Origin of the sequence: Candidatus Desulforudis audaxviator MP104C, from assembly GCF_000018425.1 — a bacterium.
Lineage (GTDB): Bacteria > Bacillota > Desulfotomaculia > Desulfotomaculales > Desulforudaceae > Desulforudis > Desulforudis audaxviator.
This window is the reverse complement of record NC_010424.1, coordinates 262924-286352: the sequence shown is the minus strand read 5'-3', so window position 1 is coordinate 286352 and position 23429 is coordinate 262924. Positions and strand designations below refer to the sequence as shown.

Annotated in this window: 30 protein-coding genes and 1 other RNA gene; 6 read left to right on the top strand and 25 right to left on the bottom strand. The window is 60.4% G+C overall.

Annotated elements, in window-relative coordinates; all coding sequences use genetic code 11:
• Positions 1 to 35: 35 nt before the first annotated feature.
• Positions 36 to 1436: a TrkH family potassium uptake protein gene (locus tag DAUD_RS01395; protein WP_012301418.1), complete on the top strand. Its 1401-nt coding sequence runs from the start codon at positions 36 to 38 to the stop codon at positions 1434 to 1436.
• 37 nt (positions 1437 to 1473) lie between these two features.
• Here DAUD_RS01395 and DAUD_RS01390 read toward each other — a convergent pair whose 3' ends face one another.
• Entirely contained in the window at positions 1474 to 1935 is a 462-nt protein-coding gene (locus tag DAUD_RS01390; RefSeq protein WP_012301417.1) for a CBS domain-containing protein, read from the bottom strand.
• A gap of 422 nt (positions 1936 to 2357) precedes the next feature.
• Between DAUD_RS01390 and DAUD_RS01385 the strand changes: the two genes are divergently transcribed.
• The gene (locus DAUD_RS01385; RefSeq protein ID WP_012301416.1) at positions 2358 to 3869 is read left to right on the top strand and encodes an S-layer homology domain-containing protein; all 1512 of its coding nucleotides are present in this window, start codon (positions 2358 to 2360) and stop codon (positions 3867 to 3869) included.
• Positions 3870 to 3985: 116 nt separating this feature from the next.
• Here the strand turns inward: DAUD_RS01385 and DAUD_RS01380 are convergent, their stop codons facing one another.
• Entirely contained in the window at positions 3986 to 4978 is a 993-nt protein-coding gene (locus DAUD_RS01380; protein WP_200858713.1) for a histone deacetylase family protein, read from the bottom strand.
• Between the two features lie 401 nt (positions 4979 to 5379).
• On the opposite strand from DAUD_RS01380, the gene DAUD_RS01375 reads away from it, so the two are divergent.
• From DAUD_RS01375 to DAUD_RS01360, 4 genes are all read left to right on the top strand, one after another.
• On the top strand, positions 5380 to 6021 hold the full coding sequence (locus tag DAUD_RS01375) for a futalosine hydrolase (RefSeq protein ID WP_012301414.1): 642 nt from the start codon (positions 5380 to 5382) through the stop codon (positions 6019 to 6021).
• A complete protein-coding gene (locus tag DAUD_RS01370) occupies positions 6018 to 6866 on the top strand; it encodes a 1,4-dihydroxy-6-naphthoate synthase (RefSeq protein ID WP_012301413.1) in 849 nt (282 codons plus the stop codon). The genes DAUD_RS01375 and DAUD_RS01370 overlap by 4 nt, the downstream gene beginning before the upstream one ends.
• A 328-nt stretch (positions 6867 to 7194) precedes the next feature.
• Entirely contained in the window at positions 7195 to 9255 is a 2061-nt protein-coding gene (locus DAUD_RS01365; protein WP_242647862.1) for a DEAD/DEAH box helicase, read from the top strand.
• Positions 9248 to 10324, top strand: coding sequence for a hypothetical protein (locus DAUD_RS01360; RefSeq protein WP_012301411.1), 1077 nt, complete (start codon positions 9248 to 9250; stop codon positions 10322 to 10324). The genes DAUD_RS01365 and DAUD_RS01360 overlap by 8 nt, the downstream gene beginning before the upstream one ends.
• A gap of 143 nt (positions 10325 to 10467) precedes the next feature.
• On the opposite strand, the gene ssrA is transcribed toward DAUD_RS01360, so the two are convergent.
• The 23 genes from ssrA to rplX all read right to left on the bottom strand — a co-directional run bounded on the left by ssrA (position 10468) and on the right by rplX (position 23304).
• Positions 10468 to 10824: a transfer-messenger RNA gene (gene ssrA / locus DAUD_RS11820) on the bottom strand.
• A gap of 290 nt (positions 10825 to 11114) precedes the next feature.
• Positions 11115 to 12446, bottom strand: a complete 1332-nt coding sequence (locus DAUD_RS01355; protein WP_012301410.1) for a transposase — start codon at positions 12444 to 12446, stop codon at positions 11115 to 11117.
• A gap of 255 nt (positions 12447 to 12701) precedes the next feature.
• On the bottom strand, positions 12702 to 13163 hold the full coding sequence (gene smpB / locus DAUD_RS01350; protein WP_012301409.1) for an SsrA-binding protein SmpB: 462 nt from the start codon (positions 13161 to 13163) through the stop codon (positions 12702 to 12704).
• Between the two features lie 233 nt (positions 13164 to 13396).
• Positions 13397 to 14149: a tRNA pseudouridine(38-40) synthase TruA gene (gene truA, locus DAUD_RS01345; protein WP_012301408.1), complete on the bottom strand. Its 753-nt coding sequence runs from the start codon at positions 14147 to 14149 to the stop codon at positions 13397 to 13399.
• A gap of 13 nt (positions 14150 to 14162) precedes the next feature.
• Positions 14163 to 14501, bottom strand: coding sequence for a 50S ribosomal protein L17 (gene rplQ / locus DAUD_RS01340; protein WP_012301407.1), 339 nt, complete (start codon positions 14499 to 14501; stop codon positions 14163 to 14165).
• A 24-nt stretch (positions 14502 to 14525) separates the two neighbouring features.
• Complete coding sequence (locus tag DAUD_RS01335) at positions 14526 to 15473, bottom strand: DNA-directed RNA polymerase subunit alpha (protein ID WP_012301406.1); 948 nt, start codon at positions 15471 to 15473, stop codon at positions 14526 to 14528.
• 27 nt (positions 15474 to 15500) lie between these two features.
• Positions 15501 to 16127 (bottom strand): 30S ribosomal protein S4, encoded by a 627-nt coding sequence (gene rpsD / locus DAUD_RS01330; protein WP_012301405.1) that lies wholly within the window; start codon positions 16125 to 16127, stop codon positions 15501 to 15503.
• Between the two features lie 11 nt (positions 16128 to 16138).
• The gene (gene rpsK / locus DAUD_RS01325; protein ID WP_012301404.1) at positions 16139 to 16525 is read right to left on the bottom strand and encodes a 30S ribosomal protein S11; all 387 of its coding nucleotides are present in this window, start codon (positions 16523 to 16525) and stop codon (positions 16139 to 16141) included.
• Between the two features lie 11 nt (positions 16526 to 16536).
• Positions 16537 to 16908, bottom strand: a complete 372-nt coding sequence (gene rpsM / locus DAUD_RS01320; RefSeq protein ID WP_012301403.1) for a 30S ribosomal protein S13 — start codon at positions 16906 to 16908, stop codon at positions 16537 to 16539.
• 13 nt (positions 16909 to 16921) lie between these two features.
• Positions 16922 to 17035, bottom strand: coding sequence for a 50S ribosomal protein L36 (gene rpmJ / locus DAUD_RS11815; protein ID WP_012301402.1), 114 nt, complete (start codon positions 17033 to 17035; stop codon positions 16922 to 16924).
• A gap of 21 nt (positions 17036 to 17056) precedes the next feature.
• Positions 17057 to 17278, bottom strand: a complete 222-nt coding sequence (gene infA, locus DAUD_RS01315) for a translation initiation factor IF-1 (RefSeq protein ID WP_012301401.1) — start codon at positions 17276 to 17278, stop codon at positions 17057 to 17059.
• Entirely contained in the window at positions 17269 to 17556 is a 288-nt protein-coding gene (locus tag DAUD_RS01310) for a KOW domain-containing RNA-binding protein (protein WP_012301400.1), read from the bottom strand. The genes infA and DAUD_RS01310 overlap by 10 nt, the downstream gene beginning before the upstream one ends.
• Before the next feature lie 81 nt (positions 17557 to 17637).
• Positions 17638 to 18387: a type I methionyl aminopeptidase gene (gene map, locus DAUD_RS01305; protein WP_012301399.1), complete on the bottom strand. Its 750-nt coding sequence runs from the start codon at positions 18385 to 18387 to the stop codon at positions 17638 to 17640.
• Positions 18388 to 18391: 4 nt separating this feature from the next.
• On the bottom strand, positions 18392 to 19666 hold the full coding sequence (gene secY / locus DAUD_RS01300; RefSeq protein WP_012301398.1) for a preprotein translocase subunit SecY: 1275 nt from the start codon (positions 19664 to 19666) through the stop codon (positions 18392 to 18394).
• Positions 19667 to 20107: a 50S ribosomal protein L15 gene (gene rplO / locus DAUD_RS01295; RefSeq protein WP_012301397.1), complete on the bottom strand. Its 441-nt coding sequence runs from the start codon at positions 20105 to 20107 to the stop codon at positions 19667 to 19669.
• Positions 20108 to 20119: 12 nt separating this feature from the next.
• The gene (gene rpmD / locus DAUD_RS01290) at positions 20120 to 20314 is read right to left on the bottom strand and encodes a 50S ribosomal protein L30 (protein WP_041570711.1); all 195 of its coding nucleotides are present in this window, start codon (positions 20312 to 20314) and stop codon (positions 20120 to 20122) included.
• 4 nt (positions 20315 to 20318) lie between these two features.
• A complete protein-coding gene (gene rpsE / locus DAUD_RS01285) occupies positions 20319 to 20801 on the bottom strand; it encodes a 30S ribosomal protein S5 (RefSeq protein ID WP_200858732.1) in 483 nt (160 codons plus the stop codon).
• Between the two features lie 42 nt (positions 20802 to 20843).
• On the bottom strand, positions 20844 to 21215 hold the full coding sequence (gene rplR / locus DAUD_RS01280; RefSeq protein WP_012301394.1) for a 50S ribosomal protein L18: 372 nt from the start codon (positions 21213 to 21215) through the stop codon (positions 20844 to 20846).
• 20 nt (positions 21216 to 21235) lie between these two features.
• Positions 21236 to 21781, bottom strand: coding sequence for a 50S ribosomal protein L6 (gene rplF / locus DAUD_RS01275; protein ID WP_012301393.1), 546 nt, complete (start codon positions 21779 to 21781; stop codon positions 21236 to 21238).
• 28 nt (positions 21782 to 21809) lie between these two features.
• On the bottom strand, positions 21810 to 22205 hold the full coding sequence (gene rpsH / locus DAUD_RS01270) for a 30S ribosomal protein S8 (RefSeq protein WP_012301392.1): 396 nt from the start codon (positions 22203 to 22205) through the stop codon (positions 21810 to 21812).
• 16 nt (positions 22206 to 22221) lie between these two features.
• The gene (locus DAUD_RS01265; protein WP_012301391.1) at positions 22222 to 22407 is read right to left on the bottom strand and encodes a type Z 30S ribosomal protein S14; all 186 of its coding nucleotides are present in this window, start codon (positions 22405 to 22407) and stop codon (positions 22222 to 22224) included.
• Between the two features lie 13 nt (positions 22408 to 22420).
• A complete protein-coding gene (gene rplE / locus DAUD_RS01260; RefSeq protein WP_012301390.1) occupies positions 22421 to 22963 on the bottom strand; it encodes a 50S ribosomal protein L5 in 543 nt (180 codons plus the stop codon).
• Between the two features lie 29 nt (positions 22964 to 22992).
• The gene (gene rplX, locus DAUD_RS01255; RefSeq protein WP_166485198.1) at positions 22993 to 23304 is read right to left on the bottom strand and encodes a 50S ribosomal protein L24; all 312 of its coding nucleotides are present in this window, start codon (positions 23302 to 23304) and stop codon (positions 22993 to 22995) included.
• Positions 23305 to 23429: the final 125 nt, after the last annotated feature.

Here is a 23429-nt window from a genome sequence, read left to right as displayed (position 1 = left end):
GGCAGCTCGTTTTCAGGATCCTGGGCATCCTGCTGTTGGGCGAAGCAGCGGCCCTCCTGCTCTGCCTGGGAATTGCCGTCTATTATCAAAGCACCGATGCTGCGGCGCTGGCCGTGGGCTGCGCCGTCACGGCCCTGGCCGGGATCATCTTGGTCAGGCGCAAGGTCGACTACCAGGATGTCGGCTACCGCGAAGGTTTTGTCGTCGCCGCCCTGGGTTGGTTCTTGACAGCGCTTTTCGGGTCGGTGCCCTTCGTGGTGAGCGGGGCGATCCCCCACCCCGTGGACGCCTTCTTTGAGACCATGTCCGGCTTCACCACCACCGGGGCGTCCATCCTGACCGATATCGAGGCGTTGCCGCCGGGGCTCCTTTTCTGGCGCAGCCTCACCCACTGGATCGGCGGGATCGGCACCGTCGTTCTGCTGGTCGCCCTTATCCCCTCGTTACGGATCGCCGGTATGCAGTTTTACCGCGCCGAGGTTTCCGGCCCCACCAAGGCCAAGGCGCTGCCTCGGGTCGCTCAAACGTCGCGCCAGCTGTTCAAGGTGTATATGGTTTTTACCCTGCTCCAGATCGTGGCTTTGCGCGCCGCGGGAATGACCTGGTTCGACAGCCTGATCCACACGTTCGGCACGGTGGCGACCGGGGGCTTCTCCAACCGGAACTTAAGCGTGGGCGCCTACGACAGCCTGGCCGTCGAGTTGATCATCGTGTTTTTCATGGTTATCTGCGGGATGAGCTTCGCCCTGCACATCAAGGCCTTGCAGGGCAACCCGGCGGTCATCTGGAAAGACAGCGAAACCCGGGTGTACCTCCTGGTGATGTTGGCGGCGGTGGCGGTAATCAGCCATAACCTGGTGAGCACCGCCGGGTACTCCGTGGAAACCTCGGTAAGGCACTCCCTCTTCCAGGTGTCCTCGGTCATGACCTCGACCGGCTTCGCCACCGCCGACTTTGACCAGTGGCCCGACCTGAGCCGCCTGGTGCTGCTGCTCCTGATGTTCGTCGGTGCCTGTGCCGGATCAACCGGAGGCGGTATCAAGATCATCCGGATCATGATCCTGGCAAAGCTCGCTCTCCGGCAACTCCAGAAGCTGATTCACCCCCAGGCCGTCATCCCCATCCGCGTCGGCCGTTCGGTCATCCCGGCGGAGGTCGCCGACGGCGTGCAGGCCTTCCTGGTTTTGTACCTGGGCCTTTTCAGCGGCGCCGTGCTGGTGATGGGGGCTTTGGGTCTCGATCTCGTCAGCGCTTTTGCTTCCGTGGTCGCCACCATGAGCAACATCGGCCCGGGGCTCGGCCTGGTCGGCCCGGCCGCTAACTACGCGGCCGTCCCGGTGGCCGGCAAGCTAGTCCTGTCTTTTTGCATGCTCGTCGGGCGCCTCGAGCTGTTCACCGTGCTCGCCCTGTTGAATCCCGGGTTCTGGCGCAAGTAACCACGGGGTCAGACCTTAAAAACCTCAGAAACTCTTCTTACTTGCCGAAGGTTGCCCGGATGATATCCTGGCGGCTGATTATCCCGAGCAACCTGTTCTCGGCGTCGACCACCGGCACCCGGTTGATGCCCCGGTCCACGATAATGGTGGCGACATCCTCAATGGGTGCTTCCGGCCCCACCGTGTAGAGCTTCGTGGACATCAGGTCGCCCACCTTCTGGGCGACGGTGCGCCTGATTTCCTCAATGAAACGTTTGGGCTTCTCCAGGTAGATGAGGCTGTCGAAAACCATCACGTAGAGCGGAGCCCGTACTTTCTTTTCTCGGAACACCAGGTCCCCTTCGGTCACCACCCCGACCAGTTTTCCGCCTTCGTCCACCACGGGCAGCCCGCTGATGTGGTGCTCCAGCAGCAGCTGCGCGACCTTCTCCACGTCGTCCTCAGGATGGACGGTGATGACTTCGCTCGTCATTATGTCTTTGGCTAGCATTTTGGACATTTGTCTCACCTCTCCCCGATTTGCCGGTTAGTCGACCAACCTACCTAAATTTCATAATTTCATAATTTCATACCATATTTCATACCATTTTTCGGCCCGCGTTGTCCACAGGCCCAAATTTCCAGGCCCACTGCGGCGGGCCGATGCGGGGCAACGGTATCGGCCCCTGGGTCGAAAGCTTCTCACAACCGGTTGGACGTGGTTCGTCTCTCAATACGTCAATGCGCTTGAGGATCCGCCTTACATCTTCATATTTTTACTCATTAGAATTTATGATAGCGTTATGACATCATAATGTAAGGCGTCACGATGAGGGCCTCCCTCGAATTCAACACCCTCGGCCCCTGTGTAGGAGGGAGAACGATTTTTTTGGCGAATTATGAAATAAATTCGTTAATCTACCAAGGTTTGAGGTGACAACCATGTTTATTAGTTCACGCCTCTGCCGTGTCTTTATCTTGACAGCATTGTTTTTATTTATGCTTACTTTATCAGGTTCCTTCAATCGGGGGTACGCCACGACTGCGCCGATCACGGGTGTCTCCGTGGACGGAGAATCCGTCAAGAATGAAGAAACGGTCTCGACCAACAACAACACTGTCAGAATAAAGGTGTCGTTTCGTTCCACGGCCACGCAGATCAAGATCGGGGTGGTTGCCACCTTCACCTTGGACAAGGCTGATGACGATTGGAAAGTCACCACCACCCAGCCAGAGGTTGACGCGGTAATCTCAGGCCGTAGTGCGGAGGTCAAGTACTACCCGCTCAAGCCGGGCAAGAATACGATCACGATCAACGGAAGCGGCGAATCAAAGCAAACCATAAAAATAACTGTTGACTATACGGACCGGCCCCTGGATGGCGCGATCTATCGGATCTTGGACATTACAAAGACTCCCAAGTCGGATTTTTTTAGCAAAACCGTCGGTCTTGATTTCGGGAAAAACAATTACCTGATGGACGGTCGCAACAAGTCCAAGGACCAATCCGTCACCGTTACCCTCAGGGATTCCATCGTTCCGCCCAAGCGGTATTTGTTACGCAGCCCGGTGGTACGCCTTGAAAGCAGCGACAGGTACGGAACCCTGGCCGATTCGGCGGTATTGACCCTGGCATTCCATCCATACACTGCCACCGGCGCCGATTCCGAACTGACCGTCTTCAGGATTACCGACCACGAGGACACCAACTTGGGGGGGAAAGTAAGCGGAAACAAGATTGCGGTTACCCTGTCAGGTCGAATCGATGGTTACTATGGAGTTTTTGCCGCCGTTTCCGGGTTCCGCGATTTTGAACGGCTGGGATGGGCTTATCACTCCATATACCCGCTTTGGGTCAAGGGCGTGATGGAACCCTGCAACTGGAAGGAAAACCCCTGGCGCTATCCCTATGACCCTTCGGTAGGAGAGGATTACTTCGGCCTCTTTCTCAACCGATCCTATTCCAGAGAAACAAATATTTCGCGGGGAGAATTCGCCGCCATGCTGGTCAAGGGACTGCGGTTGAAACCGGTTGATCCACCGTACCGTTCAACCTTTAAGGAATTCGATGCGTTGGATACGGACCGGAGGCAGCTTATGGAGACTGCGGTTGCCCACGGCGTCTTGCGCGGCAACCCAGATGGAACCTGCCCGATAATGGGTGTCAACGGTACCCTTACCCGGCAGCAGGCGGCGGTGCTCTTAGCCCGTGTTGCCCAGTTGAAGCTTGAAACCGACCAGAAGAAAGTCGATGATACACTCGGTAGTCTGTTTGCCGATGCGGCATCCATTGGAGCGTGGGCCAAACCGTCGGTGCTGGCCTGCCATCAGGCAGGTTACATCAGTGGCGTTCCGGCCGGCGATGAACTCCATTTCAAAGGAGGCGAACACCTGACCCGCATCCAGGGGGCGGCCCTGGTCCACCGTCTGGTGGTGGCTAAAGGGTATATCTGATCTACGTGAACCTCGTCATTGCCGCAATAATGGCGGATGACGCAGCCGCCTGCGGTCAGGGTACGTAGTCGCCGTAGCCGATGGTCAGGGCGGTAACGATCCGCGGACCGCACACGCTACAACCAGGCGTCGAGGACCACCCCTAGAGTCTCGGCCAGCCCCTTCAAGTGGTAACCCCCCTCCAGGGCGGCCACGATCCGGCCGCCGCAGTGGGCCTCGGCAATCTCCCGGACGAGGCCCGCCAGACGTGCGTAGCCGGCGGGCGTCAGCCCGAGCCCCCCGAGCGGGTCGGCGTAGTACCCGTCCTGGCCCGCGGAGACCATCACCAGCTCGGGACGGTAGTCGCCGGCGGCCGGCACCAGGACTTCCCGGAAGGCGGCCTCACACCCGGCGTCGCCCGCGCTGTCGGGCAGGGGCACGTTGATGTTGAACCCGGCTCCCTCCCCCCGCCCCACCCGGTCGGCGTGGCCGGTGCCCGGGTAGCCATACCGGCTGTGGATTGAAAAGAAAAGCACGCGGGGGTCTTCATAGAAGATCTCCTCGGTCCCGTTGCCGTGGTGGAAGTCCCAGTCCACCACCAGGATGCGCTCCAGGCCGTAGACCTCGAGCGCGTGCCGGGCGGCCACCGCCACGTTGTTGAACAGGCAGAACCCCATCGACCGCGCGGGCAGGGCGTGGTGGCCGGGCGGCCGCACGAGCGCCAGGGCCCGGTCAAACCGGCCGTCCATAACCACCTCCAGGGCGGTGAGGGCGCCGCCGGCGGCCCACATGGCCACCTCGTAGCTGGCCGGACAGACGGCGGTGTCCGGGTCCAGGCGCCGCCGGCCCTGCCGGCACGCTTCCCGGACATCGGCCAGGTATTCCGCCGCATGCACCCGCTCCACTTCCGCCTCCGTGGCTCGCCGGGGTCGCACTAGGGCCGCCCGCTCAAAACGGCCGGCGGCGTGCAGGGCGGCCGTTGCGTGGCGGAGCCGCTCCGCGCTTTCCGGGTGGGAACCGGTGTCGTGCTCTAGATAGATCGGATCGTAGACCACCGCAAGGCGCGCCTCCCGCGCCGCGGGCTGCACGGGTGTTTCGATGGTGAACCCCTCCCCGTCACCAATACTCAACAATACAAGTTCGCGCCGCGCGGCGGATTCTCCTCTTCAGCGGTCCTGCCGTCGCCCCGATCCCTCATCGTTCCGGCAAAGCATTCCTAATCCGAGTTGCCTACCAAGTGCTGATAAATCTTGGTCCACCCCAATTACGCATTTCTGGTAGACGCATTTCCGGTAGAAGGATGGTGTCCCCCAAATTCGCTCCCGATATTCCCTGAAACCGGGCCCGCCCTGGAATTCGTGGCCTACGGCGGCGGAAAGCGGCGCCGGGGGTTTAAGGCAAAGACCCGCCGGATCAGCCGGGATCACGGGGCGCAGGCGGCCAAAGCCCCCGCTTGTGCGGATGCAGTTTATGTAGCATCATGTAGGGAGAAAACGAAATACCATCCGGCCTTACAGGGTGGGAAGCGGGAATGCGTATCCTCGTGGTGGTCGCCGTCCCGGCAGAGAAAGAAGCGGTGTGGCGCGGGCTTAAAGGCGACGGGAGGTTTGACGTCGTGGCGGCCGGCGTCGGCCCGGTGGCGGCGGCGGCCAACACGGCGAAGGCGTTGGCCGCCGCCGGGTACGGCCTGGCCGTAAGCGCCGGTATCGGCGGCGGCTTTCCCGGCAGGGCAGAGGTGGGCTCCCTCGTGGTGGCGAACGAGATCATCGCCGCCGACCTGGGAGTGGAAACCCCCGAAGGTTTTGCCAGTTTGGATGAGTTGGGTTTCGGCTCCACCCGCATCCAGGTCGATGTCAACCTGGTGAACGCTGTGGCTGAGGCGTTGCGCACCGCCGAGTTGCCGGTCACAACCGGCCCGGTGCTCACGGTGTCGACGGTGACGGGTACGGCTGAGAGTGCCGCGGAACTGGCCGCAAGGGTGCCGAGGGCCACCGCCGAGGCCATGGAGGGGTATGGTGTGGCTTTCGCAGCCCAGGAGCGCGGTGTGCCGGTTCTGGAGCTTCGCGCCATCTCAAACCTGGTCGGTCCGCGTGACCGGACCGCGTGGCGCATCAACGAGGCTCTGGGCGTTCTGGAAGCAGCCTGCGCAGTACTATTAGAGGTGTTGCCATGAAAATTGTCTTCTCTCCCTGCCCCAACGACACGTTCATTTTCCACGCCTGGGTACACGGACTGATACCCGGCGCGCCGAAACTCGACGTCACCTATGCGGATATCGACATCACGAACAGTCTGGCGGCCGGCGTCAACGGGCCGGAGGTGCTCAAGATCTCGTATGCGGCACTGCCGTGGGTGCTGTCCGAGTACGCGCTGCTGCCGTGCGGGGGCGCGCTGGGCCGGGGGTGCGGGCCGCTGGTGCTTACACCCGACCGGACAGGCGGCGCGAACGGCCCGGCGGCGCTTGCCGGCCGGCGGGTGGCGGTGCCCGGTGAGCGGTCAACCGCCTACCTGCTGTTCCAGCTATGGACGGCCCGGCACGTGCCGGAGAGCGTAGGCGAGATCGTGGTCCTGCCGTTCAACGAGATCATGCCGGCGGTGCGCGACGGTCTGGTTGATGCCGGGCTGGTCATCCACGAGGCGCGCTTCACCTATCCATCCTATGGGCTGACCCTGTTGGCCGACCTGGGCCGTTGGTGGGAAGCCGAAACCGGCCTGCCACTGCCACTGGGAGCGATCATCGCCCGCCGGTCACTGGATCTGCCGGCGGTCGCCAGCTGGATCCAGGCCTCCCTGGCGTACGCTTGGGCCCACCCGGAGGCATCGCGGGAATACGTGCTGAGCCGCGCCCAGGAGTTGGCCCCGGAAGTGGTGGAGGCGCACATCAAGCTCTACGTGAACGAGTACACCATGGATTTGGGCGAAACCGGGTATGAGGCGGTAGCCACGCTGCTCAGCCGGGCCGCCCGGGAAGGACTGGTCCCGGAGGTGAATCCGGCGGCCCTGCGGACTAGTCCTTAGCACAAGGAATGCGCAGCCCGCACGCCATTCCCTTTGGTCTTGTGCAACCCTTTTCATCTCCGAATCGTCGCATCGAAAGCACACAGCGAATTCCGGACTGCTTCCGCGGGTTGAACACTGGTCACAGTAATTGCGTCTGCACTTGGGGCAGGCGTAGATGAAACTGGTCATCTCTCCGGTTCGAATACTTGTCTCCCCCGGACGGGCACCACAGAACCCGCATCTTGTGAGAGAATCCATGTGCACTTTTTGCGCTAACAGGAAAACTGTGTCAAAACCTCGAACAATATCGTGAATCATCGATCAAAGCCTATGGGGGTTCCGACATTTGGACTGGTATCCCTTTGAAGTGCGCGATCCCGAACTATTGGAATTGGACTTCCTGGTTCCGGACCGGACGCTCGCCGCGCTGCTCGGCCCGCTGGCCGGGGGCACACTGACCGTCCGCGACCAGAAGGACCACCGGGTGCAGTGCGTGTTCGACGCCGCCGAAGGAGCGCTTGTCGGGAAGGGCTTGGGGCGCTTCTTCAAGCGCTTGGGCACCACCCGGTTCCTGGCCGCCCTCGCCGGAGACGGCGAACTCCGGGTCCGGCCGGCGGCAGAGAAATCCCCGTCCGCCCGGCAGCTCAAGCTCCCCGCCGGTCTGCAGCAGGTGTCCGTCGACCTGGAGCAGGCAGCCGCCGTACTCGGGCTGCTCGCCGGACCGCCCGCCCCGCTTTCCGACTATTATCTCCGGCAGCAGGCCGTGCGCCTCTCGGTCAGCCCGGGCTTCGACACCCTGCTCTCCCTCCACGCCGCCCGCGACATCGAAATCCTGGATTACCAGGTGGCCACCGTCCGCCATGTCCTGAAGAATTTGCGCGGGCGGGCCCTGCTCTGCGACGAGGTCGGGCTGGGCAAGACCATTGAGGCCGGCCTGATCCTGATGGAATACCTGCTCCGCGGCCTGGTCCGCCGGGTGCTCATCCTAACCCCGCCGAGCCTGGCCGAGCAATGGCGTACCGAGATGTACACCAAGTTCAGCTTGGACTTCATCCTTTACGATGACAGCGCCTTCCGGGCCAGCGCCGACCCTTGGCGCGCCTTCGACCGGATCATCGCCTCCCTGGACACCGCGAAGCGGGAAGGACGGCGCGAGGCGGTGCTGGCCGAAACCTTCGACATGGTGATTGTCGATGAAGCGCACCACCTGAAGAACCGCAATACTCAGGCCCACCGCTTCGTATCCGGCCTGAAGAAGAAGTACATCCTGCTCCTGACGGCTACACCGGTGGAAAACGACCTGGAGGAACTGTTCAACCTGATCACCCTGCTCGCCCCGGGGCAACTGGAAACGGCCGCCTCCTTCAAGCGCAAGTACATCACGCCCGGCGACCCGCTGAAACCCCGGAACACGTCCGGCTTGAAGCAGTTGGTCCGCGAGGTGATGGTCCGCAACCGGCGCAGCGAAACCGGCGCCATCCACTCCCGGCGCCGGGCCGAGGTGGTCCAGGTGGCCCTCGCCCCCGACGAGATGGCCTTTTACCGCCGGATGACCGCCTTCATCCGCGGCCACTACACGGCCGGCGTAGCGGCCGCCACGGGCGGCGTCAGTCAGTTTGTCCTCAAAACCCTCCAGCGCGAGGCCGGCAGCAGCATCGAGGCCACGGTGTCCACCCTGAAGAAGATGGCGGCCCGGGAAGAATACCCCGCCGCCTTGCGCCGCGTCCTCGACACCCTGGCTGCGCAGGGACAGCGCGTCGCGGACCGGGGTAAGCTGGCCGCGCTTCTTCGCCTCCTGGCGCGGGTCACCGAAAAGGCCGTTATCTTCACCGGCTTCGTCGAGACCCAGCGTCTCCTGGCCCGTACCCTGCGGGGACAGGGCTGCGCGGTGGCCGAACTCCACGGGCAGATGCGGCGGGGCGAAAAAGAAGAGCAACTCCGGCTTTTCGCCACCCAGGCCCAGTTTCTGGTCTCCACCGATACTGGCAGCGAGGGCCGTAACCTCCAGTTCTGCCGGATTCTGATCAACTACGATCTGCCCTGGAACCCGATGCGCATCGAACAGCGCATCGGCCGATTGCACCGCCTCGGACAGACCCGCGAGGTCCTGATCTACAACCTCTCGGCTGCGGAGACCGTCGAGGCCCACCTCCTCGAACTCCTGGACGCCAAGATCAATATGTTCCAGCTGGTGATCGGCGAACTGGAGATGATCCTGGGCAACATCCGGGACAAGCGGGACTTCGAGGATATCATCCTGGACATCTGGGCCCGCGCCGGTGACGACCAGGCCGTACGGCGCGAGATGGAAGCCCTCGGCAACCAACTGCTTGCCGCCCGGCAGCACTACGACGCCCTGAAGGCCCTGGACGACAAGCTGCTGGGGGAGCTGATGGCCGATGACTAGCGGCGCACTGCTCACGCCCGGGGCTCCGGACGCCCGCAATCTAAAAGAATTCGTGCTCGCCTACCTGCGCCGCGCCGGCGCGGTCGTGGAGGAGGCGGGCTTCGAACTGGTGGACGTCCTGGTGCCCGATGCCTTGGCCGGCACCCTGGGCGCGCCTGTCCTCCGGCTGGCCTTCGACTACGAGGTCGCCCGGGAAAACCCGGACAGCGTCTTTCTCACCTACGGCAGTGACCTGCTCGACCGCATCGTGCGTGCCGCCCTGGAAACCGGCCGCTTCACCGAGGTCTTCTGGCCGGACGCCGATGTCCGCCTGCCCGCCCGCCTGGAGCACTTCCTGGCCACGGAGTTCGACTTCGTCAAGTGCAAGGCGCCCGCGCTCGAAGGCTGGGCGGTGTACGAACATGCCTGCTACCGGTTCGACTTCCGCACCGTCTTCCAGTCCTACGACCAGGTTGAGGAGATGATCCCGGTGCTGGTCGACGGCAGCACCGGTCAGGTCCGGAACGAACTCCTGCTTCACTGGGCGCGCGTCCCGCCTGCCGCCGAACGGCCCTACTACTGGCCGCGCCGGCGCGAACGCCCCCTGGCTGAACTCCACGCTCGGGCTTGTCTCGCCCTGGACCGGCTGGCCCAGGAGCGCGCCGCCGTGCTGGAGGCGTCCTCCGCCGGCCATCGGGACCGTGAGTTGGCGAAGATGGAGCGCTACTTCGCAGAAAACATGGCCGCGCTCCAGCGCCGGCTGTCCAAGACGGATGACCCGGCCCGCCAGCAACGCCTGCAGCAGCAACTGGCGGCCTGCGAAACCGACCGAGCGCGGCGCGGGAAGGACATTCGGGAGCGCTACGCCGTCAGCGCCCGGGCTGCCCTGGACGGCCTGGTCGTGTACTACCAGCCCAAGATCGAACTGCGGCTCCGCATCCAGCAGCGGGACGAAGTCTTCTCCTTCTTGCTCCACTACAATCCCCTGGACGGCCGGATCGAGCCACCCCTCTGCCCGCACTGCGACCGGCCCTTCCGGCGGGTCATGCGTGACGCCGCCGGTACCCCCTGCTGCCCGGAATGCCGTTAGGCTTGCCTTAAGCCCAAGGGAATTAAGACTAAGCACCAACTTTCGCGGACACATACTCTACTAACATCAAATTACCGAACCTACGAAGTTATGTCTGCTACACAACACAACAAAAACCGCTGAATGTTCAGCGGTTGTGTTCATGGTGGAGGCGGGGGGAGTTGAACCCACCGTCCGAAAGAATGACCACAAGGGGCGGCTACGAGCGTAGGCTGTAGTTTAAACTTTGCTCCGTTTGGCGCCTACAGCCAGGCTCCGCGGGAGCTATCTCGATGAATTTCCCCGAACGCCTCCGAGAATTGGCGCCGGGTGAGTCCGCTTGTGTGACACCCCGATCCCGCTCCGCGGGCTTAAGCGGGTGGGATGCTGGCTGTCTTAAGCAGCCAGAGCGTAGGTTTCGTTCTTGGCGTTTATAGCCTTTGCCACCGTTTTACGGGCTGGCGACAACCCCGGCTCGCTCCCCTTGCCTTCACTTCCCCCGTCGAAACCACATCGCCCCCATTTATCAGTTTATCCGTACCGGGTGGTGCATTAATATTGTAACACAACCGGCCCAAATCGTCAATATTTGGGAAATGTTACAGCGTTTTGCGTTGTAAGCATTTTTGGTCCCGACAAGGCAACGCCCACACCCGGCACCGGCTGTTCCCCAAGCCACAAAACACAGTTAGCAACCTAATATTGGGGTAAATGGAGTATATAGACTATGCCGCTCTGCCAAAGGGCAAACTTACCCCAGCGCCACTCTGGGCGTCTCTTGGCAGGTAATCTGTTTTCCGGTTGAGCCCCGTCAGGCCGCCTTCACCAGGCTCCTTAAGTCTATTCCTTGTTTTTGTCGCAGTCGGCCCACGGCCATCGCCAGCATCACCATCAGGGCCAACCCGCAACGCAGCTTCATCTTCTTCAAGCCCCGAATGAAATGCTTTTCAAATCCGTAGGCCTCGTCCAGGCGGGCATTTACCCTTTCTACCGCCGTACGCTTTTTGTAGAGTGTTTTCCACTTGTAGCTGGACCGCGCCAGCGGGGTGAAGATCCGCCGGTCTTCCACCAGGGGAATACGTATCCCACCGGTTGCGGCACATTGTTCCATGCCCCGGCACTCTACTCCGTAGTGCCGGGCCGGACAGCGGTATTTCAAGGTTTCCCGGTCTTTCTCAAATCCCCCGAAGGCCATCTCGCGATGTTTGTTTGTCTCGGGGCAGCAACAATAAACCGTTCCACGGTAATCGTAAACGATGTTCTCCTTACCGGTTACAAGCCACGTCTCCTCGCCGTCCCGCCACGTGTTGCGGATGTCAATCACGGGCTTGATCCGGTATTCGTCCCAGAGTTTCACGTTTAGCTTGATGTCGTCAAAGGCTTTGTCCGCCGCCAATGCCTCGCAGCGGGCCACAATCTCCGGATGCTCTTTCGCCACCCGATCAATGAGTATATGTCCCTCTTTCACGTCGCTGGCCGATGCCTTTGTCACCGCAAATCCCACCGGCAGTTCATAAACAGCGTCAACTACAAGGTGGAGTTTGTAGCCAAACCACCACACGACTTTTTCCCATAGGGTGCCGCCTTTCTTACGCCCCCGGTATGTTTTCCGGCCCCAGTCCGCATCGGTGTCCCGGCGCCCGTCAGGCTTTTGGACCTTCTCTTCTTCATCCCGCTTTTTGCCCCGGGCCAGACTGCTGACGGCTTTGCTGTCTATGGCCAAAATTCGACCGAAATCCGGTAGCAGCACTCTTATTTCATCCACCAGCCGCGTAAATATGTTTTCCACTTCGTCGGCGTGCCGCATCAGTTTCACCAAGATGCGGCTGTATATGTAAGAAGGCGGAACGGCATCCTCGCCCCGGGCCGGATCAAAACCGCAAAGTTCCCACAACTGGCCGTTCCGGCAGAGTTCCCGCCGCAGGCTCTCCACAGACACGTGCTGAAATACGATCCCGGCCAGGATGGAGTTCCAAACCGCCCGCACCGGGTAATCATCCCGTCCCTTACCACGCTCTCTCTCCAGCTTTTGCATCAACTGCTCATCGGGCAGGTGGTTCACTACAAGCAAAAAACGTTCCAAGTCACCGAGTTCGTCGATTTCCTGCCACCCAAAAAGCCGCTGTTGTGGTATAATGGCCATAAGGGAAACCTCCTTCGTGGTTCTTTTTTGGTGGTTACAAAAAGGATTCTCCACAAAAGGGGGTTTCCCTTCTTATTTCTCATTCTCCTTCGCTTTTTCTCCGCTTTTCTCCCTTGGGGTCAATTTTGCCGATCCGCCCGTTACCCATCCCTGCAAACCGCATAAAATCCGGATTGGACCGGGGTAAAATGTTTTTTCCGCAACTCTAAAACAGCCTATTTATCTTTTCTCCCGAACATCGCAAATGGCTTAATGTTAGGCCTTGCCGCGGGCGGCCCGGGCAATCTCGCGCTCGGCCTCCCGCTTGGCGATGTCGTCGCGCTTGTCGTAGAGTTTCTTGCCCTTGGCCAGGGCGAGTTCGACCTTAGCCCGGCCGTCTTTGAAATACACCCGCAGCGGAATCAGCGCCAGGCCCTTTTCGCGGGTCTTGCCCCAGAGTCGCATGATCTCCGACTTGTGCATCAGGAGCTTGCGGGGCCGCTTCGGCTCGTGGTTGAACCGGTTTCCCTGCTCGTACGGGCTGACGTGCATGTTCTCCAGCCAGAGCTCACCGTTCTGGATCCGCGCGAAGCTGTCTTTCAGGTTGGCCTTCCCGGCACGCAGGGATTTGACCTCGGTGCCTTTCAGGACCAAGCCGGCCTCGTAGGTCTCCAGGATGAAGTATTCGTGTCTGGCCTTGCGGTTCTGGCACACTGTTTTTTCGGGTTCTCTGGCCACCTGATTGCACCTCCTCGCACCGGGATAGGAGACCGAAAGGGGTACCACTACGGTGTTTCCCAGTATAAGAAAGAAACACCCCGGAGTCAACGCGAAACAGCCGGGGTACCCGGGGTACTTGGCAAAACGCCCTACGGTGACAAGTCCTCCCAAAAAGTCAAAAAGTAAAAAGGGGCCTGACCCCTTTTTACCTAAAGTCAGGGAAAGTCAAAAGGTGTCAGACACCTTTTTGTTCAGGTTGAGTCGTATTCCACTTCTTCCAGGCACAGTCCGTGGGGAGGAACCGTGGGGCCGGCACGGGCGCGGTCCCCGGACGCGATGATGTCCGGCAAGGCTTCCGGGTCGAGCCGCTCGAGGCCAACCTCCAGCAGGGTGCCGGCCATGATCCGCACCATGTTGTACAGGAAACCGTCGGCACGGAACACCAGCCGTACCAGAGGCGCTTGGGCCTCGATATCGGCCCGGGTCAGCGTGCGCACCGCCGACTGGACCGGCCGACCGGCAGCCTGAAAGGTACTGAAGTCGTGCCGCCCCATCAGGTGCCGGGCGGCGAGCCGCATGGCCCTGAGGTCTAGGGCCCTGGGCACGTGCAGGCTGTACAGCCGCTGGAACGGGGAGCGGACCGGGTGGTTGTACAGGGTGTAGCTATATGTCTTGGCGACCGCACTGTAACGGGCATGAAAATCAGCCGGTACCTCGCGGGCATCCAAGGCGGCAATATCGCCGGGAAGGACGCCGTTGAGGGCGGCCGGGATGCGTTCGGTGGGTATGCCCCACCTACCGGTCACGAAATTCACCACCTGGCCCCTGGCGTGGACCCCGGCGTCGGTGCGACTGGCCCCTGTCACTTTGAGCGCCGCCCCCGAAAGTTCGGCCAGGCAGCGCTCCAGTGTTTCCTGAATGGTCGGCAGGCCCGAACCCGATTGTTTTTGAAAGCCGTGGTAGGCCGTGCCGTCGTAAGCGAGAGTCAACCGGACATTCGGCACTTCCTGGGTTCCCCTACACCAGTTCCAGGATCACCATTGGGGCAGCGTCCCCACGCCGGAACCCGACTTTCACGATCCTGGTGTAACCGCCCGGACGATCCTTGTATCTGGCCGCCACCGTGTTGAAAAGCTTCTTGGCGGCCTCTTCGTCGAACAGGTATTCGGAAACCTGGCGCCGGGCGGCCAGATCGCCCCGCTTGGCCAGGGTGACCATTTTTTCGGCGATACTGCGGACCTCCTTAGCCCGCGTCTCGGTCGTCGTAATCCGCTCCTCTTTGATCAGCGAGGTGACCATATTCCGTAGCATGGCCCTGCGGTGATCGGAGCGGAGTCCCAGTCTCCGGTAGCCCATTTGGATTAGTTACCTCCCCAAACACTATTCCTCGTCATGCCGCAGGTCGAGGCCGAGTTCACCCAGCTTGCGCACTACTTCCTCCAGCGACTTCTTGCCCAGGTTGCGCACCTTCATCATTTCTTCCTCGTTGCGCTGGATGAGTTCTTCCACCGTGTTGATCCCGGCCCGTTTCAGACAGTTGTACGAACGTACGGAAAGATCGAGTTCTTCGATGGGCATTTCCAAAAGCTTGTTCTTTTTCTCTTCTTCTTTCGTCACCATGATCTCGACGTTGTTCACCGATTCGGTGAGACCCACGAACAGCCGCAGGTGTTCCGTGGTGATCCGCGCGGCCAAGCTCAACGCCTCGTCCGGGCGCAGGCTGCCGTCGGTCCAGACCTCCATAGTTAGTTTGTCAAAGTCGGTGTCGTGGCCCACCCGCGTTTTGTCCACCGTAAAGTTCACCTTGGTCACCGGCGTAAAGATGGAGTCGACGGGAATCACGCCGATCACGTGGTTGCCGCGCTTGTTTTTCTCCGCCGGAACGTAACCCCGTCCCCGGCCCACCGTCAATTCCATATACAATCGTGCGTCGGGCTCCAGCGTGGCGATATGCAGGTCCGGATTCAGGATCTCCACATCCGGACTGGTGATGATGTCGCCGGCGGTGATCCGGCCCTCGCCTTCCGCCTCGATCCGCATCAACCGATCCTCTTCGCCGTAGAGCTTCAGACGCAGGCTTTTCAGGTTTAGGATCAGCTCGGTGACGTCTTCACGCACGCCGGGAATACTTGAAAACTCGTGCAGCACCCCGTCGATCTTGACGGCGGTGACCGCCGCCCCGGGCAGCGAGGCTAAAAGCACGCGCCGGAGCGAATTACCCAGCGTAATACCGTAGCCCCTTTCCAGAGGGTCGACGACGAACTTCCCGTACGTGCCCTCCGGATCCATCTCAACGCACTCGATCTTCGGTTTTTCTATTTCTAACATTGCGAACCCCCTCAAGAAGGTACCCACTTACCTGGAATACAGCTCGACCACCAGTTGCTCCCGGACCGGGATGTCGATATTCTCCCGGGTGGGTAAGGCCACAACCCGGGCCACGGCCCGTTCGCCGTCGTACTCCAGCCAGGCGGGGGGATTGTTCTCGGACGCCCGGTCCAGGAGTTCCTGTATCCGCGTCAGCCCTTTGCTCCGCTCGCGCACCGCGATCACGTCGCCGACACGCACCTGGTAAGAGGGAATGTCAACCTTGCGCCCGTTAACCTTGAAATGGCCGTGCCTGACCAGCTGGCGCGCCTCCGCCCGCGACGCCCCAAGGCCCAGACGGTAGATCACATTGTCCAACCGCAGCTCTAACAGGCGCAACAGGTTCTCACCGGTCACCCCCGGCTGACGCTCGGCCTTGTGGAAGTAGTTCCGAAACTGGGACTCCAGGACTCCGTAAATCCGCCTTACTTTTTGCTTTTCGCGCAACTGGATCCCGAACTCCGTAACCTTCCGGCGGGAAGGAGTGTGTTGTCCGGGCGGGGCGGGCCGGCGGTCGACCGCGCACCGGGGAGAATAACAGCGGTCCCCCTTCAAGTAAAGCTTGGTTCCTTCGCGGCGGCACAAGCGGCACCGCGCATCCGTGTATCTGGCCAAAAGGACACCTCCTATACGCGCCGGCGCTTCGGCGGCCGGCAACCGTTGTGTGGAATGGGTGTGACATCTTTAATGAGGCTCACTTCCAGCCCGGCGGCCTGCAGGGAACGTATGGCGGCCTCACGGCCCGCCCCCGGGCCCTTCACCATTACCGCCACTTCCCGCATACCGTGCTCCATGGCCTCCCGGGCCGCCTTCTCGGCCGCTAGCTGAGCGGCAAAGGGCGTGCTTTTGCGGGAGCCCTTAAAGCCGACGGTGCCAGCGCTGGACCAGGAGATCGCATTGCCCCGGACATCGGAAATGGTGATTACAGTATTGTTGAAGGTGGACTTGATGTGGGCCACACCCGTTTCGATGTTTTTGCGTTCTTTCTTCTTGGCTCTTGGACGACGCGCCATCTGCTAACCTCCTACTTCTTTCTGCGGACGCCCACGGTCTTCTTGGGGCCTTTCCGCGTCCTAGCGTTGGTCCTGGTGCGCTGGCCCCACACCGGCAGGCCGCGCCGGTGCCGCAAACCGCGGTATGATCCGATTTCAATCAGTCGCTTAATGTTCAGGGATACCTCGCGCCGGAGATCCCCTTCCACCTTATACTCTTTGTCAATCAAGTCCCTGAGCCGGGAGATCTCTTCCTCGGTCAGGTCCCGGACCCGGGTTTCAGGGTTGACGTTGACCTGTTCCAGAAGCTGTTTCGCCGACGAACGGCCGATGCCGTAAATATAGGTCAGGGCCACTTCCACCCGCTTGTCTCTCGGCAGATCAACCCCCGATATTCTCGCCAAAAACCCTCACTCCTTATCCTTGCCTTTGTTTATGCTTGGCGTTGGAACAAATAATCACGACTTTACCCTTACGGCGAATCACCTTACACTTCTCACAAACGGTTTTTACGGAAGGTTTGACCTTCACCGTAATGCCCCCTTAAATTTTTTACTTATAACGGTATACGATCCGGCCTCGGGAAAGATCATATGGAGAAAGCTCGACCATTACCCGGTCTCCGGGTAGGATACGGATAAAGTTCATCCGGATCTTTCCGGACACATGGGCCAAGACCTTGTGGCCGTTGGGCAGCTCAACGCGGAACATGGCGTTGGGCAAAGGCTCGACGACCTTCCCCTCCACCTCGATAACGTCCTGCTTCACTGGCAACCCTCCTTCTCCATCAAAACCCACAGCACTCTTCGGATATCGGCGTCCGTTATTCTCTCTCCATTGGCAAACTTGCGCTCCACTTCTGGGTCCTGAGCCGCGACTAGTTTCAAATGCTTGATGTTCTTACGCTTTGGATTCGCCATCCGCCGTCCCACCCCGTCGGCCAGGGCCACCCGGGAATCGCTGAGTAAGGCTACCACCACGTAACACTGTCCGGCATCCCGACCCGCCCGGGAAATAACCACCCGGCCCGGTGTGATCCGCTCTGCTTCCACGGGTCCACCCCCCTCCCGCGAGGTCACTGCCAGCTGAATAGCGCCCACACTTTCCGCCCGACCGGCAGCCGGTCCATCCTCTTACCAGGTCCGGGTGAGGATTTCCGGCTCCCCGTCGGTGATCAGGATGGTGTGTTCAAAGTGGGCGGATGGCTGACCGTCTTTGGTCACCACCGTCCACCGGTCCTCCAGCGTCATCACCTCATGGAGGCCCATGTTCACCATGGGTTCCAGGGCCAGCGTCATACCCGGCTCCAGCCGGGGGCCCCTTCCCGGAGGACCGTAGTTTGGAATCTGCGGGTCCTCGTGCATCTTGGCTCCGATGCCGTGTCCGACGTAATCGCGGACCACCGAAAATCCGTGGTGCTCTACGTGGGTCTGCACCGCATGGGAGATATCGGTCAACCGGTTTCCGGGCCTGGCCTGGGCAATACCTAGATAAAGAGCCTCTTCGGTCACCCGCAGCAGTTCCAGAACCTTTGCCTCCGGTTTACCGACCGGGAAAGTCACCGCACCGTCCCCAAAATATCCATTAATTTCCGCCCCGATGTCAATACTGATAATATCTCCATTCTTTAGTTTCCTTAAACCGGGAATCCCGTGCACCACCTCTTCGTTGACCGACGCGCAGATGGTCGCCGGGAAACCGTATAGACCTTTAAAGGCGGGTTTCGCTCTCTGCTTGCGAATGAATCTCTCCGCCACCGCATCCAGTTCCCGGGTCGTGATACCGGGTTCTATGTACCGGGCTAGTTCGGCGAACGCCCCGGCCACCACGCGCCCGGCTTCCCGCATGTAACCAATTTCGCGGGCGGATTTGCTGGTAATCATCTGATCACCCGGACTGCTTGATGAACCCCTGGTAGCTGCGCATCAACAGGTGCGCCTCCACCTGTTTCATGGTCTCCAAGGCCACGCCGACCACGATCAAAAGGGCGGTGCCCCCGAAGTACACGTTCGGGATCTGGGTTGCCAAGAGCACGAAGTTCGGCAAAATCGCGATAAGCGCCAGGAATATGGCCCCCGCCAGGGTGATTCTGGACATCACCTTGGAAATATACTCGGCGGTCGGGCGGCCCGGGCGGATTCCCGGGATGAAGCCGCCGTGCTTTTTGATGTTGTCGGCCATATCCACCGGATTCATGATAATCGCCGTGTAAAAATATGTAAAGCCGATAATCAGCAGGGCGTACAGGGTGGTATGGAAGAACGACCCCCAGTGGAAGAAGTTCAGGAACCACGCCGCCACCGCGTTCCCGGAGAACCACTGCAGCATCTGCTCCGGGAAGATCAACATCGAGGAGGCGAAAATCACCGGGATCACGCCCGCCTGATTGACTTTCAGCGGCAGGTGCGTGGTCTGCCCCCCGTAGACCCGGCGTCCGATGACGCGCTTCGCGTACTGCACCGGAATACGGCGCTGCCCCTCGTGCATGGCGACCACCGCGGCGATCACCAGTGTCCCGATGATCAACAGGGCGAGCACACTCAGAATGTTGATCGTGCCGACCTGCAAATACTCGACCACCCGGGTCACCCCCTCCGGAACCCGGGATACGATGCCGGCGAAGATCAACAGCGAGATTCCGTTGCCGATCCCCTTTTCGGTGATCTGCTCACCCAGCCACATCAGGAACACGGTTCCCGCCGTGAGGATGAGGGCTACGAACAGGTAGTTCACCACGGTCGGCGAAATCAGGGCGCCCTTGATGGCCACCGACATACCGATGGCCTGCAGGAAGGCCAGGACCGCCGTGCCGTAGCGGATGTACTGCTGGATCTTTTTCCGTCCCTCTTCACCCTCTTTCGCCAGCCGCTCCAGTTTCGGAATGACCACGGTCAGGAGCTGCATTATGATCGAAGCGTTGATGTACGGGATGATCCCCATCGCGAACACCGAAAAATTCTTGAACGCGCCCCCGGAAATGACGTCAAAGAAGCCGAACAGCACACCGCTGGCGATCAGCTCAGCCATGGCCTCGGGACGCACCCCCGGCGTCGGGACGTGGGCCCCGATCCGGAAAATCAGGAGCATCGCCAGGGTAAACAAGAGCTTGTTCCTGAGTTCCGTAACCTTTACGGCGGCCTGCAAGGTGCTCAAGAACTGCAATTAAATCACCTCGGCCTTTCCCCCGGCGGCAGCGATTTTCTCCCGGGCCGCCCCTGAAAAGGCGTGCGCCCGCACGGTCAACGGTTTTTTGAGCTCGCCGGTCCCCAGAATTTTGATTCCGTCCACCCCTTTGCGAACCATCCGGTTTTCCAGCAATACTTCGGGTGTGACTACGGTTCCTTCTTCAAACCGGTTCAAATCTTCCAGGTTCACCACGGCGAAAAACTTCTTAAAGATGTTCGTGAAGCCCCGCTTCGGCATCCGGCGGGTCAGGGGCATCTGGCCCCCTTCAAAACCCCGGCGGACACCACCGCCCGACCGGGCCTTCTGACCTTTATGACCACGGCCCGCCGTCTTGCCCTGACCCGTGGCGATACCCTGCCCCTTGCGAGTCGGTTTCTTCCGGGCCCCGGCCGGCGGTTTCAGTTCGCTGAGTTTCAAGCCTGCACCCCCTTACGCTTCCTCAACCTTGACTAGATGTCTGATTCTATTGACCATGCCTCGGATCTGGGGCACATCGTTTTGCTCCACCGTCTGGTGCATCCGGGTGAGTCCCAGGGCCCGGACGGTCCGGCGCTGGGTTTCGGGCCGGCCGATCAGGCTTTTCACCAGTGTGATTTTGAGCTTTGATTTCTTCTTCTCGGCCACGATCTTAACCCCCCGTCCTGAGTTCCTTAACGTCCTTACCGCGGTTGCGCGCAACCTCATCCCTGGTCTTCAGTTGTTTCAAGGCATCGATTGTGGCCCGGACCATATTGTTGGCGTTGTTGGAGCCCAGGGACTTGGTCAATATATCCCGAACACCGGCCAGTTCAAGCACCGCGCGCACCGGGCCGCCGGCGATCACGCCAGTGCCGGGGGAGGCCGGCCGCAAAAGGACCTTGCCCGCGCCGTACCGTCCCAGAACCTCGTGCGTGATGGTGGTGCCGGCCAGGGGCACTTGAATAAGGTTCTTCTTCCCGTCCTCGATTCCTTTGCGAATCGCTTCCGGGACTTCGGTCGCCTTACCCAGCCCGAAACCGACGTGCCCGGCGCCGTCCCCGACCACGACGAGGGCCGAGAAACTGAACCGGCGGCCGCCTTTGACCACCTTGGCGCAGCGGTTGATGAAAACCACTTTTTCCGAGATCTCCATTTTAGAGGCGTCTATCCTGCCCACGTCATTCCCCCCGTCGTTTTAAAATTCAAGACCTTTTGCCCGGGCCCCTTCGGCCAGGGCCTTTACTCGGCCGTGGTATAGGTAACCGGCGCGGTCGAAAACCACCCTTTCGATCCCCAGGGACTTCGCCTTTTCAGCGATCATTTCGCCCACAGCACGGGCCACCCCGATTTTGCCCCCCCCGTCACCCAGCCTTTCCTTCAGCTCCGGAAGAAGAGTAGAGGCCGCACAGAGGGTCACCCCGCGTTCGTCGTCCACGAGTTGCGCGTAGATATGCCTCGCACTGCGGAAGACATTGAGTCTGGGGCACTCCCGAGTGCCGGTGATTTTCTTGCGCACTCTGATTCTTCTCCGTTCGCGCTGCTCCTTACGACTGGTTTTGTTCAGCAAGAGCCGTGCCCCTCCTTTCGCTATCGCTTCTTCAGTCCGGCCTTACCGGCCTTCAGGCGAATCTTCTCGCCTTCGTACCGCACACCTTTGCCTTTGTAGGGCTCGGGGCTCCGGAAAGACCTGATCTTGGCCGCCACACGGCCCACCTTTTCCTTGTCGGCACCCCGGATGATGATCCGGGTAACCGCCGGCACTTCGATCTCAATGTCGGCGGGTGGTTCATATTCCACGGGGTGCGAATATCCCAGCGTCATAACCAGCTTCCGGCCCTGAAGCGAAGCACGGTAGCCGACTCCGGTCAGTTCCAGGTTCCGCTGAAAACCCTTGGTCACCCCGTCGACCATGTTCGCCACCAGGGTGCGGGTCAAACCCAACATCGCTGTGCCGGGCTTTTCCTCGCCCGCCTTCTCGATCACCGCCCGGCCGTTTTCGACCACCAGTTTCGTGTTGGCCGGTATTTCCCGCTCGAGCCGGCCCTTCGGGCCCTCGACCCGCACGGTGTTGCCTTCGATCGTGATCTTCACGTCCGGCGGTATTTTAATCGGCATTCTTCCGATCCGTGACATCTGCTCGTAGTTCACCTCCCGACTGTCGCTACCAGATGTAGCAGATTACCTCTCCGCCGATACCCTCTTTCCGGGCCTCTTTGTCGGTCATGATCCCCTTGGAGGTGGACAGGATGGCAATGCCCAGCCCACCGAGCACCCGGGGAACTTCTTCTTTGCCCGCGTACACCCGCAGACCCGGCTTGGAAATGCGCTTCAAGCCGGTGATCACCCGTTCCTTGTTCTTACCGTATTTCAGGTAAATTCGGATCTTACCCTGCTTACCGTCGTCCACCACTTCGAAACCCCTGATGAAGCCTTCTTCCTTGAGGATCTCAGTGAGCGCTTTCTTGATCCCCGAAGCCGGAACCTCGGTGGTCTCGTGAAAGGCAGTATTGGCGTTCCGGATACGCGTAAGGTAATCCGCAATCGGATCCGTTAACATGAACCCACTACCTCCTTTACCAGCTTGCCTTGCGGACTCCGGGGATCTGTCCCCGGTAACACAAGCTTCGGAAACAGATGCGGCACACACCGAACTTGCGCATGTACGCCCGTGGCCGACCACAGAGCTTGCACCGGTTGTACTGCCGCACCCGAAACGCCGGCGGCCGGTTGGCTTTCTCGATTAAGGATTTTTTTGCCATTAGCTGCCCTCCTTTAATGAGGTTTCAACGGCATCCCGATCAGTCTTAAGAATTCCCGGGCCTCTTCGTCGCTCTTGGCGCTGGTCACGAAAGTGATGTCCATTCCCCGCACCTTGTCGATTTTATCATAGTCGATCTCCGGGAATATCAACTGCTCTTTCAAGCCCAGCGTGTAGTTCCCCCGACCGTCGAAAGCCTTGGGGGAAACTCCACGGAAGTCCCGGACCCGGGGCAGCGCCACGTTGATCAGGCGGTCCACAAAATCATACATCCGGCTCCCCCGCAGCGTCACCTTGAGTCCAATTCGCATCCCTTCCCGGATTTTGAAGGCCGCCACCGATTTCTTGGCCCTGGTCACCACCGGCTGCTGGCCCGTAATGGTCCGCAGGTCCTGCATCGCGGCATCGATGGCCTTGGCGTTCTGGACGGCCTCCCCCATGCCGATGTTGATTACGACCTTCTCCAACCGGGGGACTTCCATCACGTTGCGGTACTTAAACTTATCCATCATCGCCGGAATGACTTCCTCAATGTACTTTTGTTTCAGTCCCGACACCTCTTAAAAGCCCCCTTTGTTCCTTACGGCTACTGCAGTGCTTCGCCGCACTTCTTGCAAACCCTGACCTTAGTGCCGTCGTCCAGGATGCGCCGTCCCACGCGGGTCGGTTTGTGGCACCGCGCGCACAGCAGCATTACGTTTGAAGAGTCAATCGGGGCCTCCTTCTCCTGGATTCCGCCTTGCGGCAGTTTCCGGGTCGGGCGGGAATGTCTCTTGACCACGTTGACGCCTTCGACGATCACCTTGTTTTTGTCGGGGATAGCCTCGATGATCTTACCACGTTTGCCGGCGTCCTTACCGGTGATCACCACCACTTTATCCCCCTTGCGCACATTCATCTTACCCACTGTTCACACCTCACCATCTTGCGCCCGCCCGAAAAAGGGGGTCAAGTCCCCTATTTTTTCGGGCCGACTCCTGTTATTCCGCTTTTTCTACCTCTTAGCTCCCGGAAAAAGGGGTG

What these genes read in the sequence shown, in the direction of transcription:
- DAUD_RS01390 (WP_012301417.1), bottom strand. Translation starts at nt 1,935, where the DNA reads ATGTCCAAAATGCTAGCCAAAGACATAATGACGAGCGAAGTCATCACC.
- DAUD_RS01385 (WP_012301416.1), top strand. Translation starts at nt 2,358, where the DNA reads ATGTTTATTAGTTCACGCCTCTGCCGTGTCTTTATCTTGACAGCATTG.
- DAUD_RS01375 (WP_012301414.1), top strand. Translation starts at nt 5,380, where the DNA reads ATGCGTATCCTCGTGGTGGTCGCCGTCCCGGCAGAGAAAGAAGCGGTG.
- DAUD_RS01370 (WP_012301413.1), top strand. Translation starts at nt 6,018, where the DNA reads ATGAAAATTGTCTTCTCTCCCTGCCCCAACGACACGTTCATTTTCCAC.
- DAUD_RS01360 (WP_012301411.1), top strand. Translation starts at nt 9,248, where the DNA reads ATGACTAGCGGCGCACTGCTCACGCCCGGGGCTCCGGACGCCCGCAAT.
- DAUD_RS01355 (WP_012301410.1), bottom strand. Translation starts at nt 12,446, where the DNA reads ATGGCCATTATACCACAACAGCGGCTTTTTGGGTGGCAGGAAATCGAC.
- rplQ (WP_012301407.1), bottom strand. Translation starts at nt 14,501, where the DNA reads ATGGGCTACCGGAGACTGGGACTCCGCTCCGATCACCGCAGGGCCATG.
- DAUD_RS01335 (WP_012301406.1), bottom strand. Translation starts at nt 15,473, where the DNA reads ATGTTAGAAATAGAAAAACCGAAGATCGAGTGCGTTGAGATGGATCCG.
- rpsK (WP_012301404.1), bottom strand. Translation starts at nt 16,525, where the DNA reads ATGGCGCGTCGTCCAAGAGCCAAGAAGAAAGAACGCAAAAACATCGAA.
- map (WP_012301399.1), bottom strand. Translation starts at nt 18,387, where the DNA reads ATGATTACCAGCAAATCCGCCCGCGAAATTGGTTACATGCGGGAAGCC.
- rpsE (WP_200858732.1), bottom strand. Translation starts at nt 20,801, where the DNA reads ATGGAGATCTCGGAAAAAGTGGTTTTCATCAACCGCTGCGCCAAGGTG.
- rplF (WP_012301393.1), bottom strand. Translation starts at nt 21,781, where the DNA reads ATGTCACGGATCGGAAGAATGCCGATTAAAATACCGCCGGACGTGAAG.
- rpsH (WP_012301392.1), bottom strand. Translation starts at nt 22,205, where the DNA reads ATGTTAACGGATCCGATTGCGGATTACCTTACGCGTATCCGGAACGCC.
- DAUD_RS01265 (WP_012301391.1), bottom strand. Translation starts at nt 22,407, where the DNA reads ATGGCAAAAAAATCCTTAATCGAGAAAGCCAACCGGCCGCCGGCGTTT.
- rplX (WP_166485198.1), bottom strand. Translation starts at nt 23,304, where the DNA reads ATGAATGTGCGCAAGGGGGATAAAGTGGTGGTGATCACCGGTAAGGAC.